The organism is Massiliimicrobium timonense, from assembly GCF_002160865.1.
Lineage (GTDB): Bacteria > Bacillota_I > Bacilli_A > Erysipelotrichales > Coprobacillaceae > Allocoprobacillus.
Map to the genome: position 1 here is coordinate 12,058 of NZ_NFLJ01000014.1, position 13,757 is coordinate 25,814.

The 13,757-nt window shown below is 33.2% G+C and carries 11 protein-coding genes; 1 reads left to right on the forward strand and 10 read right to left on the reverse strand.

From position 1 onward, the window contains the following. Window positions 1-102: 102 nt before the first annotated feature. The 8 genes from rlmD to B5E75_RS05935 form a co-directional block, all read right to left on the reverse strand. Complete coding sequence (gene rlmD / locus B5E75_RS05900; RefSeq protein WP_087357846.1) at window positions 103-1,728, reverse strand: 23S rRNA (uracil(1939)-C(5))-methyltransferase RlmD; 1,626 nt, start codon at window positions 1,726-1,728, stop codon at window positions 103-105. Window positions 1,729-1,765: 37 nt separating this feature from the next. Beyond that, window positions 1,766-2,467, reverse strand: a complete 702-nt coding sequence (locus B5E75_RS05905) for a hypothetical protein (protein ID WP_087357847.1) — start codon at window positions 2,465-2,467, stop codon at window positions 1,766-1,768. 57 nt (window positions 2,468-2,524) lie between these two features. Beyond that, window positions 2,525-3,952 carry an Asp-tRNA(Asn)/Glu-tRNA(Gln) amidotransferase subunit GatB gene (gene gatB / locus B5E75_RS05910; RefSeq protein WP_338037066.1) on the reverse strand — a complete coding sequence of 476 codons (1,428 nt, stop codon included), beginning with the start codon at window positions 3,950-3,952 and terminating at the stop codon, window positions 2,525-2,527. After that, window positions 3,945-5,381 (reverse strand): amidase family protein, encoded by a 1,437-nt coding sequence (locus B5E75_RS05915; RefSeq protein WP_241146633.1) that lies wholly within the window; start codon window positions 5,379-5,381, stop codon window positions 3,945-3,947. Before B5E75_RS05915 ends, gatB begins: the two co-directional genes overlap by 8 nt. After that, on the reverse strand, window positions 5,378-5,701 hold the full coding sequence (gene gatC, locus B5E75_RS05920; protein WP_162607642.1) for an Asp-tRNA(Asn)/Glu-tRNA(Gln) amidotransferase subunit GatC: 324 nt from the start codon (window positions 5,699-5,701) through the stop codon (window positions 5,378-5,380). Before gatC ends, B5E75_RS05915 begins: the two co-directional genes overlap by 4 nt. Next, a complete protein-coding gene (locus B5E75_RS05925) occupies window positions 5,676-6,746 on the reverse strand; it encodes a CamS family sex pheromone protein (RefSeq protein WP_087357851.1) in 1,071 nt (356 codons plus the stop codon). The genes gatC and B5E75_RS05925 overlap by 26 nt, the downstream gene beginning before the upstream one ends. Next, window positions 6,743-8,731, reverse strand: coding sequence for an NAD-dependent DNA ligase LigA (gene ligA / locus B5E75_RS05930; RefSeq protein ID WP_087357852.1), 1,989 nt, complete (start codon window positions 8,729-8,731; stop codon window positions 6,743-6,745). Before ligA ends, B5E75_RS05925 begins: the two co-directional genes overlap by 4 nt. Before the next feature lie 105 nt (window positions 8,732-8,836). After that, window positions 8,837-10,984, reverse strand: a complete 2,148-nt coding sequence (locus tag B5E75_RS05935) for an ATP-dependent helicase (protein ID WP_087357853.1) — start codon at window positions 10,982-10,984, stop codon at window positions 8,837-8,839. A gap of 110 nt (window positions 10,985-11,094) precedes the next feature. Between B5E75_RS05935 and B5E75_RS05940 the strand changes: the two genes are divergently transcribed. Continuing rightward, window positions 11,095-11,958 (forward strand): ROK family protein, encoded by an 864-nt coding sequence (locus B5E75_RS05940; RefSeq protein ID WP_087357854.1) that lies wholly within the window; start codon window positions 11,095-11,097, stop codon window positions 11,956-11,958. Here B5E75_RS05940 and B5E75_RS05945 read toward each other — a convergent pair. Both B5E75_RS05945 and truB read right to left on the reverse strand, forming a co-directional pair. Further along, entirely contained in the window at window positions 11,955-12,878 is a 924-nt protein-coding gene (locus tag B5E75_RS05945) for a bifunctional riboflavin kinase/FAD synthetase (RefSeq protein ID WP_087357855.1), read from the reverse strand. The two genes, B5E75_RS05940 and B5E75_RS05945, sit on opposite strands and share 4 nt — an antisense overlap. Next, on the reverse strand, window positions 12,878-13,714 hold the full coding sequence (gene truB, locus B5E75_RS05950; protein WP_087357856.1) for a tRNA pseudouridine(55) synthase TruB: 837 nt from the start codon (window positions 13,712-13,714) through the stop codon (window positions 12,878-12,880). The genes B5E75_RS05945 and truB overlap by 1 nt, the downstream gene beginning before the upstream one ends. Window positions 13,715-13,757: the final 43 nt, after the last annotated feature.

Consider the following 13,757-nt stretch of genomic DNA (forward strand, 5'->3'; position numbering starts at 1 on the left):
TCCTATTATGCTAAAAAATAAAAATAGAGCATTCGCTACCTTATATAAGGTACAAGCAAATACTCTATGTAAAATGCTATTCAATTTTTATGTATAAATAAATTAAATCATTTGAAAATATCTAAATGCGTCTTTTATTGCATCTTCTTTTTCCTTAGGACAATTAGGTTGTTTAGAATTTTCCATTTTTGGCTTGTTATAGTTATCTCTTTCCTTTATACCACACTCTTGTTTTGTTTGAGCAATATTCAAAGTAGAAACTTTAAAGCCATATTTATCTAAAACATATTGTTTTATCTCTTGATATGTTGCTTTACTCTCTGATGAAGTTAAATCTAACTCATCAGTATGTAATTCTATATCGATATGTTTTTTGGTTTTGAGTTTGGACAAAAGTACTACCGTCTCAATATGAAAGCTTTGCGGGAACATATCCACAGGCTGACACTTTTTCACATGATAATCATGTTGCTGTAAAATATCAATATCTCTTGCCTGTGTCGCAACATCACAAGAAATATAAACAATTTTATCCGGTGATAAAGTTAACAGCTGATTTAAAAATAAAGTCGAACATCCTTTTCTTGGAGGATCCACTACCACAACATCAACATGTTGATGTGATTTTGCAAATGAAACCATAAATTCCCCTGCATCTTGACAATAAAATTCTATATTATCAACACCATTTCTTTTCGCATTATCTTTAGCATCCTCTATTGCCTGTTCGACAATTTCTACACCATAAACTTTTTTAACATATTGAGCCAGTGATAAAGAAATAGTACCAATACCACAATAGGCATCAATAACAATATCTGTTGGTTTCAATTGAGCAAATTCAATTGCTTTTTGATAAAGGACTTCAACTTGTTGAGGGTTAATCTGATAAAAAGATTTTAATGAAATACGATATGTATGCCCTAATAGACGATCTTCAATATAACCCTTTCCATCAAGAATCATTTCTTCTTCTCCTAAAATGACATTATCATGACGTGGATTATAGTTTTGAATAATCGTTTGAAGTTGAGGAAAACGTTTTTTCAATTGTTGAACCAGATAATCTTTTTGACAAAGCGAACGTTGATAAGTAATCAAAACCAGCATCGCCTGATTTGTATAATAGCCATACTTCACAAGAATATGCTTAATATTTCCTTGATGAGTTACCTTATCAAATGGTTTTTCGCCCACTTCTTCTAGTAATTTTCTCGTATAAGGTATCAGCTGATTAGACAGCTCATTTTGAATAAAACACTGGTCCATTGCGACAATATCATTACTATGTTGTTTATAGAACCCTGTGATAAGATGTCCATTACGCTCTCCGACAGGAACTTGCACCTTATTACGATAAAACCATCCCTCTTGCATCATTAAACAAGGTTCTACCTGAGTATCGCAATGTCCAATTTTAGCTAAGGTATCTTGCACTCTTTTGGTTTTAAACTGTTGTTGTGCCAATGGACTAAGATGCTGTAAATGACATCCTCCACATTGCTTAAAAAGCGGACATCTGGCTTCCTGTCGAAAAGGACTTGACTGTTCAAGTTCAATCAAACGTCCTACTGCATATCTTTTTAAAACCTTAATAATTTTTACTTTCCCTACTTCATCTATTAACATGTTTTTTACAAACACAGGTAATCCTTCATGTTTTACAATCCCTAAACCATCGTGTGTATAATCAACGCACTTTGCTTTAATATATTCATTTTTTTGCATCTTACATCCTCCCATAAAAAAACGAGCTATGCTCGTTTTATTCATCTGTTAAAGTTTCTTGAGCACGTTTTGCACTTTCTTCATCTCTAACAGAAGCTAAAGTATAAGAAAAATCATCATTTTGAATATTCTTTGTTCCATAAATTGGAAAATCATCACTTTGAGCAGATGTCATAAAAACATTGACTTCATACTGAGTGACTCCATCAATCGTTCCAAACAGATCACTATATGTCTTGCCATCCTCTTTTTCTCTGCCCACAATATCATCAAGTGTCTGAACTGTTTCTTCAGCAATATTTTCTGCTTTTTTGGCACTCATATTGTCCTTAAAAACAATATCCACTTTTAATTGTCGACATTCTGTAGATAAAGTCATGGATTCAATGTCATCATATTTTTCTTCCATTGTCGATACAGTTGCATCTCTGGCATCTTTAGAAATACTTACCATGCCTTCACAGCGATTCCCATAGACAGGTCCATCATGCAATGATAAAACTGCTATATAAACAATAAACGCAATTGCTAAAGCACCAAATAAAATCAATAAATAGTGCCACCATTTCATTACAAATCTTTTTTTCTTTTTTTTCATTGGTTCATCTTCCTTGTCATCTTCTTCATCTATTGAAATATAAGGTGCACCTTCTTTTTTGTTTTCTAATTCATCTAGATATGATGAAGAATAATCTTCTTCCAATTCATCTTCATCATCAAAATGAAATTGTTTTGCCATCATTATTCACCTACTTTTTTTCTATTGTATCAAAATTCATGACCAATGTATAGAACATTATGCTTTTCTTTTTTTCAGTAAACATTTCAAAAGTTCATTGGTCTTTTGAGGATTGGCTTGTCCTTTTGTCTTTTTCATAACCTGTCCTACAAAAAAACCACAGATTTGATGTTTTCCAGCATAATATTCAGCCACCTGCTGAGGATAATCATGAAGGACTTCTTCAATATATTGCATCAAAAGATGTTCATCACTGACTTGTTGAATATGATAAGCTTCCATAATAACATGGGGACTTTTCTTTTCAATCATCATGAATTCTAAAATTTGTTTCGTCTGTTTTGAAGAAATCTCTTTCCTTTCTAACATATGCATCAATTCAGCAAAATCCTGTACTGATAATAATTCAAATATATTCCTTTGATATTGATGCATATAAGCTCTAACATCACCAATTAACCAATGACAAATAGTCTGATAATAAGGATAAATATTAACGACCTGATCGTAGAAATCTGATAAGTTCTGATCAGATAATAATATCATTGTATCTTGAAAAGACAACTGATATTGTTTTTGATAACGTTGTTTTCTTTGATCGGGTAACTGAGGTAATCGTTCTATAATTGATTGAATCCATTGCCAATCCAGACAAACAGGTAAAATATTAGGTTCTGGATAATAACGATAATCCAGTAACGATTGTTTTTCACGCATCACCACTGTTGTCTGTGTTTTTTCATCAAAACGACGTGTCTGTCTGGCAACAGGAAGACGTTGCTGTAATAAATGAGATTGACGTTGAATTTCATAATCAATAGCTTTTTGAATATTTGCAAAAGAATTAAGATTTTTGATTTCCACCTTTTCACCCAGTGTTGAACTATGAGGCTGACGCAAAGAAATGTTAATATCACAGCGCATTGATCCTTGAGCCATAATCGCATCACTGACACCTGTATATATCAAAATCAATCGTAAGGCTTCCAGATAGGCAACAACCTGTTGACTTGTATGCAGTTGTGGTTTTGTGACAATTTCTATTAAAGGAATACCAGCACGATTATAATCAATGAGTGTATTATTTTCACTATGCGTCATTTTGGCTGTATCTTCCTCTAAATGAACACGCTCAATAGGAATTTTAAATGTTTCTCCTTCAACTTCAATGTCAAGATAGCCATTTTTCCCAATAGGGTAATCATACTGCGTGATTTGAAAACCTTTAGGTAAATCAGCATAATAATAATTTTTTCGATCAAAACGGAGCAGATTATCAATATCCATATGTAATGCATGACAAACACGAATAGCCATTTCTACAGCCTTTTTATTGACTGATGGTAAAGTACCCGGCATAGCCAAATCAATAACATGCACTTGCGTATTGGGTGGACTGCCAAATGTCACAGGTGCCATAGAAAACATCTTTGATTTTGTTTTCAATTCACAGTGAACTTCAATACCAATCACAGCTTCAAACATCATCTCGTTCTCCTTTAGCATATTGTTGACAATAAGGCATCATACTTTCTAAAGCATAGGCACAATTCAAAACTGTCTGTTCATCAAAACAACGCCCCATTAAATTGACAGCAACTGGCATATCATCAACAAAACCACAAGGCAAAGTTAAACTAGGGAGCCCTGCCAGATTGGCTATAATTAAGTAATCATCCACTAATGTATGAGATTGTGACTGGGCTTCTTCAATCAATGGAGCAATCCCTTCACCACTGGGGACCATCACAATATCATATGTCTGTAATATGTTTTGAATTTCTTCCACAATTAATCTACGTACTTTTTGTGCTTTTTGAAACATTCTTTTTTGATTTTCCTGTTTTAAAGCCAATGCCCCTAAAATAAAACGCTGTTGGATACTTTGATGAAAACCTTGTGAACGTGTGCGAATAACCATTTCTTCTAAGTTTTGTCCTTGACTTTGAAAACCATATTTAATGCCATCAAGACAGGCATGATGGCTTGTGGCTTCCCCATTTGCAATAATTTGATAAACCGGGAAAATAGCTTCAAGATATGTCTGGGAAAATGAAATCTCATGCACTGAGGCTCCAGCATTTTTTAAAAGTGAAACACAATTTTGAAAAAGTGTCTGAATTCTATGATCTTTGAGTTTATCAACAACATTTTGTATAACAGCAACTTTAAGATAGGAAATATCTAAAGATAAATTATATCTATAATGTGGGACTGGCAAACGGCTAGAAGTCATATCATGAAAATCATGACCTGCAATTTTTTCTAAAACAATACTTAAATCTTGAACACTTCTCGTTAAAACACCAACCGTATCTAAACTGGCAGCGTAAGGAATAATCCCATAACGTGAAATCAGTCCCCATGTTGGTTTCATGCCGACCACTCCACAAAATCCTGCTGGACGACGAATAGAATCTCCTGTATCCGTTCCTAATGCAAAAGTCGCAAGTCCACTGGCAACAAGGGAAGCTGAACCACCTGAAGACCCACCAGCAATTCGTCTTGTATCCCACGGATTATATACCGGCCCTGTTAATGCAGTCATATTGGTTGAACCCATTGACAGTTCATCCATTGAAGCTTTTCCAATCAGACAGGCATTTTCCTGTTTTAAAAGCTGCACAACATGTGCATCATAAACAGGAATAAAATCTTCTAACATACGACTGGATGCTGTTGTTGGAATTTGACATGTACAAATATTGTCTTTTAAAACATAGGGAACTCCTGTTAAAAGGGAATCAGACGATAGATTTTGAGGTGGATTTTGAAAACAAATCGTTGTCAAAGCATTTAAACGTTTTTGTTGAAAATAAGTTTCTTTTTGTAATTGTTGATAATAAAGAGAAACATCAATTGTCCCATTAACGAGTCCATCATGCCATTCTTCAATACTATAGACTTTCATCATTCCACCACCTTAAAAACCAATATCTGATTTTCTTTTGTGTTTTTTGCATTTTTCAATATATCTTGAACATCAAAGACTTCTTGAACCTCATCTTCCCTTAATTCATGAATTTCTATATCAAAAGGAAAAACTAAAGGTTCTACACCTTCAGTTTGTATTTTTTCTAAACATGCAACCTGTTCAAGAAAGGTATGATAGACTTGAAGTAAAGAGGGCATATCTTCATCAGGAACAGACAGTCTGACATCTTTAGCTAATTGTTTTAATAATTCTTCTTCATTCATAACTGTTCCTCTAGTATAGAAACGAACTCTTGACATCTTGTCCAGCATCTTTAACAATGACAGTCATCAGTTCATCTTGTGAATAGACCAGCACTTTAATGTCAAACTCAGATGAAAAACGAGTATCAATCCCATCAGCAATAATTGAAGATAAATACATTAATTCAGTTGCTGTTTTCACATTTAAATGAGCTTCAATCACCATTGATTGAATCTTGTTATCTTGATATCTTGCTGTTCCAACAAGTCCAGCGGCTTCTGTTGCTGCTTCCTTTAAATTGTTTTTAATAATATCAAATTCATTAGATGTTGTCGCATCCAATTCTTTGGCTCTAGCACTTGTAAAAAGGACGGTTTCAAAATTTACCTGTTCATTTTTACCATAAGAATCATCACAATAATTCTTTAAGATATAATGACCATCTACGGTACTTTCTGTTAAATCCGTTGCCTGATAAATTGTAATCAAAACAGGCAAATCTTTTAACTTTTCAAAATCTTCATGAGATTGAATAATGTTGTATAATTTTTCACTACAATCATATCCATAATTTAAAATAGACTGATTATCCATGGGTGTATCTAAACGTGCATTATTTTTATCACGAGGATCAAGAACAATCACAAATGAAGCACCAGCTAAGGTATACTTATCACCAGATTTTTCCCAGAAATCCTGTTCCATAATGCTTTGAACCATTGTTGGATCTGGAATATCTGCAATTGTTGTTCCAGAAGATGGCTGTAAAGAATTGTCCCCATCCCTTCCAACCATTTCCTGTTTTAAGGCCAGTTTTAAGTATTGACCTTCACTCATATAATAATCTGATGTTGAAAAATACTGTGATGAAAGAATCTGTAAACCTCGACCAATCGAAGTAAAATCTGATGTTGAACCATAATCGACATAAAAATCTTCTCTTAACTGACTATCTTCAAATTTAACAATATTATAGTAAGTATCATCAAAAGAATCCATTGATGCCGTATTATTCGTTGTTTCTTCTTCAACTGTATTTTGTGAAGATTGACATCCCACCAACGACAATAACGCTAAACAAAGACATATCCATTTTCTCATAGATTCACCTCCTCTTGAAATTGAGCTTCACTTAAAACAGTGACTCCAAGTTCTCTTGCTTTTTCCAGTTTACTTCCAGCATCACGACCACAGATCAGATAATCTGTTTTTTTCGATACACTCCCTGTCACATTCGCTCCTAATCTTGCAAGATATTCTTTAATTTCTTTACGTGTCATTAATTCTAAAGTTCCTGTTACACAAACCGTTTTTCCATTAAAGATACTTTCTTGCAGTAATGAAGTATCTTTTAAATAAGTCATATTTAACCCAATCGCTTTTAAATGTTCTAATAAAGTCATTGATTGAGGTTGACTTCTAAAACGATTCAAAGATTGAACAAGGGTTTCACCAACATCTCGCATAGAAAGTAATTTTGCTGTAGAAGCATTCAATAAAGCATCCATACTTTTAAATTCTTTTGATAAATTGTCAGCCATTTTGGCACCAATACCTTTAATTCCTAAACCAAATAATAATTTTTCCATTGAATTACCTTTACTTTTTTCAATCGCTTCTAATAAATTATCCATTGATTTACGTCCAAAACCTTCAATATCAATAATTTCCTGTTCATGACGAGATAAACTATAAATATCTTCAATCGAACGAACAAACCCTAAATTATAAAATTGTTCAATAATTTTTTCACCTAAACCTTCAATATTCATTGCATCACGTGATGCAAAATGAATAATACGTTCAATCTTTTTAGAATCACAATGTTCATTCAAACAATAATATGCGGCTTCGTTATCCTTTCTAACCAAAGGAGAACCACAATATGGACAGACATCAATCATCTGAAACTTCTTTTCACTACCATCACGTCTTTCCTTTAAAGAACGTACAACTTCTGGAATGACATCTCCTGCTTTACGAATAACCACATAATCTCCAACACGAATATCTTTTGATACAACATTGTCTTCATTGTGTAATGTTGCACGTTGAACCGTACTTCCTGCGACACGTACAGGTTCTAATACGGCATTGGGTGTAATCTGTCCTGTTCTACCAATTGTAAAAACAATATCTTTTAATTTTGTAATGACTTCTTCAGCAGGAAATTTATAGGCAATTGCCCATTTAGGAACTTTTGCAGTATAGCCTAAACGTTCCTGCCAATCCAGACGATTCACTTTAATCACAATTCCATCAATTTCATAAGGTAGTGATTGTCTTTTTTCTGTCATTTCCATAATAAATTGCCAGACTTCTTGAATATTTGCACAGACACGTGTCATTGGATTCGTCTTAAATCCTAGCTGTTTAATATAATCCAACGCCTCTTTATGTGTCTGACATCCTACTTCACTGGCTGTTGGAACCATATATAAGAAAGCATCTAACCCACGTTTTGCAGCAATACGAGAATCAAGCTGTCTGACACTACCTGCTGCTGCATTACGAGGATTCGCAAACAAAGGTTCTCCCGCCTCTTTTCTTTGTTGGTTCAGTTGTTCAAAAGATTTTTTAGGCATATATATTTCTCCACGCACTTCAAAATCTCCCTGATAATCAATAGAAAGAGGAATGGATTTAATTGTCTTTACATTATGCGTAATATCTTCTCCTACTGTTCCATCACCACGCGTGGCTCCATAACTTAATTGTCCTTGAGCATATACGAGTGATACTGCCAATCCATCTATTTTTAACTCACAGACATACTCAACTTGAGGATAGACTTCACGAATACGATCATCAAATTCTCTCAATTCATCTTCATTAAATATATTTCCAAGTGAAAGCATCATTCTTTGATGCGTCACTTTTTGAAAGCCATCTAAGACTTCACCACCAACACGTTGACTTGGTGAATCCGCTGTGATCCATTCTGGATGTTTCGCTTCAATACTTTGTAGTTCCTGCATTAAACGATCATATTCTTGATCAGATACAGTTGGATTATCTAAAACATAATATTGATAATTATATTCATTTAATAATTTCTTGATTTCATTCAATCTTTCTAATGTCATTTTTGCACACTCCATTCACTTGCTCATTATATCAAAAAAAGATGATGAATCAAATAAAAACATCAAAATTCATCACCCAAATTCAACCTTATTTTCCCATGATTTTTAAGACGATAAACGTCTTAATGCTTTATGCTGTGACATCAATGTTTTGATACCATAAGGCATTGAAAAAGCAATATCCAAAGTATTTCCCTGCACCTTCACAACAACTCCTTTGCCAAATACATCATGTTCTACCAGATCACCTTTTTTCCAGTCATAAATTTCATTATCCCCTATCATTTCATCAACAGTTGGTCCCAGATGAACAAACTGTTTTGTCTTAAAAGGAGAAGGTTTTCCAATATGTTCCACATAATCTGTTCCAATCTCATCAATAAACTGTGAGGCCATCTTTGGCGAATTTGTCATATAGTTAAAGCCCTGACTGTCTGTTAAATACAAACGTTTTTTAGCACGGGTAAAAGCCACATAAGCCAGACGACGTTCTTCCTCCATGCCATCTTCCCCTTCTTCAGAAACACTTCTAAAACTTGGGAAAACATCCTGTGATAAACCTACCACAAAAACATAATTAAATTCTAGACCTTTTGCCATATGAATACTCATCAAAGAAACATATTCATCATGACCCATATCATCTTGAGAAGTATATAAGGCAATATCCTGTAAATAACTTTCAAAAGTTGCACTGTCAGGATGTGTTTTCATATATCCAGCAATGGAATTTTTTAACTCCATAATATTTTGAATACGATTTTCATCATCGTCATTTCTTAACATTTGGAAATATCCAACATCTCTTAAAAGATGTTCAAAAACATCACCTAATGGTTCACGTGATTGTCGGGCCTTTTCAATTGCTTGTACAAAGGTACTGACAGCTTTTTTTGCTTTTCCTTTTAAACCAATCTCATCACTATATAAACAAACAGCTTCATAACAGCTTATACCATATTCAATAGCCTTTAATTGTATTTTTTCAATTGTTTTTTGCCCAATCCCACGACTTGGTACATTAATAATACGTTCAAAAGACAAATCATCCATAGATACCATTAAACGCAAATAACTTAAAGCATCTTTAATTTCCTTACGATTAAAGAATTTTAATCCACCAAAGATTTTATAATCAATCTGATGTTGAATCAATTTCTGTTCAAATGGACGAGATAAATAGTTGGCACGATATAAAATCGCAAAATCGTGATAATTGACGCCTTCTACATGATGAATAATATCTTCAATGGTCTGACAGACAAATTCAGCTTCAGATTCCTCATCTAACGCTGAATAATGAACAACCTTATCACCATCTTCTAATTCAGTAAATAAATCTTTTTCTAAACGATTTTTATTTTTTCTAATTAAATTATTTGAAATATCAAGAATTGTTTTAGTAGAACGATAGTTCTGATCAAGAATAACTGTTTTAACATGAGGATAATCCTTATCAAAATTCATAATATAATTCACATCAGAACCTCTAAATGAATAAATGGTCTGATCTGGATCACCTACAACACATAATAAAGATTGTTTTGATAACATATAAATTAATTTATAATCAATATTTCCAACATCTTGAAACTCATCAACATGAATATATTGAAATTTATGTTGCCATTTCTGTAAGATTTCTGGAAATTTTTCAAAAAGTTCAACAGTCTTCAATAATAAATCATCAAAATCCAGCATAAAATGTTCTTCTTTATATTTTTCATATGCCTGATATGCCAAAGCTTTTTTAGCCTCACCTACAAAATCTCCCGCTAACTGATAGGCTTTTTGAGGTGAAATTTCAGCCATTTTACAAGCAGATATGTAATGGATACAGCTTTTGACACTCATCGCCTTGCTATCTATATTTTTTTCTTTAAAAATCTTCTTTAATAATGATTTTTGATCTTCTTCATCCATAATCACAAAATGATGTGGATAATTCAAAGCATGTATATGCTGTCTTAAAATTCTAACGCATAAAGAATGAATCGTACATAAAAGAGCGCCGGAAGCATATTCACCTAAAAGATTAACTACTCTTTCTCGCATTTCATTCGCTGCTTTATTTGTAAAAGTAATCGCTAGTATATGACGTGGTTCAATGCCCACTTCTTCAATCAAATAAGCTATGCGATATGTTAAAACACGTGTTTTCCCACTTCCTGCTCCAGCAATAATACGTAAATGTGAATCCAGATAAGTAGCAGCCTCTTTTTGTTTAGGATTTAATAATTGATCTAAGTTCATCATTCCACATCCTTTCATGTCTAAACATTATATCATAATTCATAAAAAATGAAATGAAAATATTGAACTCTCTTTCAATCAATGAAATAATAACAATGAGGTGATAAACAATGTATTTAATCATTGACATAGGTGGAACTTATATAAAATATGGCTATTATCAAAAAAGTGGAAACTGTATACAAAAATATCAAATACCAACAATCAAAACCAGTAAAGAAGATTTTTATCAATGGATTCAAAAAATGATCATTAAAGATGTCGAAGGGATTGGTATCAGTATGCCCGGGCTGATTGACAGTGATAAAGGCTATATTCATGCTATTACACTTTTACCTTTTTTCAATCAGACTGCCTTTTGTAAAGAATTAAAAGCTTACAGTGATCTTCCAGTCACAATTCAAAATGATGCCAAATGTGCTACATTAGGTGAGATGTGGAAAGGAAGTCTAAAAAATGTGGATAATGGCTTTATGCTTGTTTTAGGCAGTGGCATTGGTGGAACTTGTCTTTTAAATGGTAAGATTTTTGAAACAAAACATCATAAAGCAGGTGAAGTTGGTTCTTTTTTAGTCCCTCAAGGTTATCAATTTTCTAATTTTGGAAGGGAATATAACGCTGTCAAACTGATTCATGAACTCAGTGAGATTTTAAATTGCCCAGATGATGGCAAGATTGTTTTTCAACATTTGCCTGAATCTTCAAAAGCAATGAAACATTTTCAAAACTATTGTCAACAATTAGCCATGATGATCTATAATCTCGATTATCTTTTAGATTTAGACGTTGTGACGATTGGTGGTGGAATCAGTCAACAGCCTTTATTTATTCAAACAATTCAAGAACAATTTCACATTTTAAGAGAACGCTATAAAGAAGATAATCATGAACCTGTCATTAAAGCCTGTCAATATCAAAACGAAGCCAATTTACTTGGGGCTTTATATACGCATATTACAAAAAAAGAAGATTAAATCTTCTTTTTAAAATAATCTCGTACATATTGCTGATCATGGGTTAACTGTTGAATTAAAGCTTCTTTAGATGAAAAAGCTTGTTCCTTACGAATCAAATCATGAAATTCAACATAAACATCATACCCATAAATGTCTTGATCAAAATCTAAAATATTAACTTCCAGAGATGCTTTTTTTAAAGCATGGAAAGTTGGATTATAACCAATATTACACATACCCAAATAAACATCTTGATTAATATAAACTTTTACAGCATAAACCCCACCACATGGCAAAAAGTAAGAATCATAATCAATATTCGCCGTTGGAAAACCTAAACCATGTCCAATATGTCGTCCATGAATGACATTACCATGAATACAATAATAGCGTCCTAATAATTCATTTAAATCTTGGACCTGTCCATTTTCAAGATGATGACGAATACGTGTTGATGAGATTTTTTCTCCTTTATAAAGCACTTCGTCAATGACACTGACATCAAAATGAGGATTGTTTTTTAATGTCTGATTATCTCCTTTATTTTGACAGCCAAAACGAAAATCAAATCCACAAACGACATGACGAATGCCACAATTAACTAAATAATGCTTCATGAATTCCTGTGGTGATAAGGCTGCCACTGTTTTTGTAAACTCAACCACAAACAAATAATCAAAACCTCTTTTTTCTAAAATGTGCTGACGGTCTAAAATAGATGTCAGACATTTTTCTTCTTTCCATTTTCCTAAAACATATAATGGATAATGATCAAAGGTAATCAATGCTTTACAATAATTCTTTTCTTTAGCGACACGTTCTACCTCATGAACCAATGCCATATGACCAAGATGCAAACCATCAAAAAAACCAATAGCTCCAACAATCGGCTTTGATTGATAAAATTGTTCTCCTTCTTTTAAATAAATGACTTCCATTAAAATAACCCTCTTATACTTTTTAAATAGCCTGTTCCATCAGGACCATAGACAGCTAAAACTTGTCCTTCTTGATTACAGACAACAACCTGATGATCTATATCACTTTTTATTTTCTTACCATGATAAACAATTTGAGCATCCTCAACAACATAGTGTTCAAAATGTTGAAAAGCTTCCTCTAAACTTAACATATGATAATGTCCCTGTTCAATATCTTCTAATGAAAAACAATTTTCTAATCGAAAGTGACCTGAGGCTAAACGTATCAATTTTTGCATATGTGCAGGATAACCTAATTTTTTACCAATATCTACACATAATGATCGAATATAAGTACCTTTAGAACATTGAACACGAAAAGTAATGAACTGATCATGCTGATCTAATAATTCTATATGATGAATGACAATAGAACGTGGCTGAACTTCTACTTTTTCATGATTTCTGGCATATTCATATAATTTTTTTCCGTTCACTTTAATTGCTGAATACATCGGTGGTAACTGTTCTTGCGAACCAACAAAAGATTGTAAAACAGCATTGACATGACTAACACCTTGAAATGGTTTTTGAGCAACAACTTGACCACTTGCATCATATGTATCAGTTGCCTGTCCCAGTACCAGTGTTGCCTGATATTCCTTTGTTTCACTCATCAAAAACTGTAAGGCCTTCGTTGCTTTGCCGATACATAATACCAGTACACCTGTAGCTTCTGGATCCAAAGTTCCACAATGTCCCACTTTTTTTGTATGAAAAATCTTTCTGATACGATTCACCACATCATGACTGGTCATTCCTGCTGGTTTATGAACCAGTAAGACTCCATCCATTTTCATTCCTCCTTATCACAAGATAGAAAACTGAGTCTGAAGA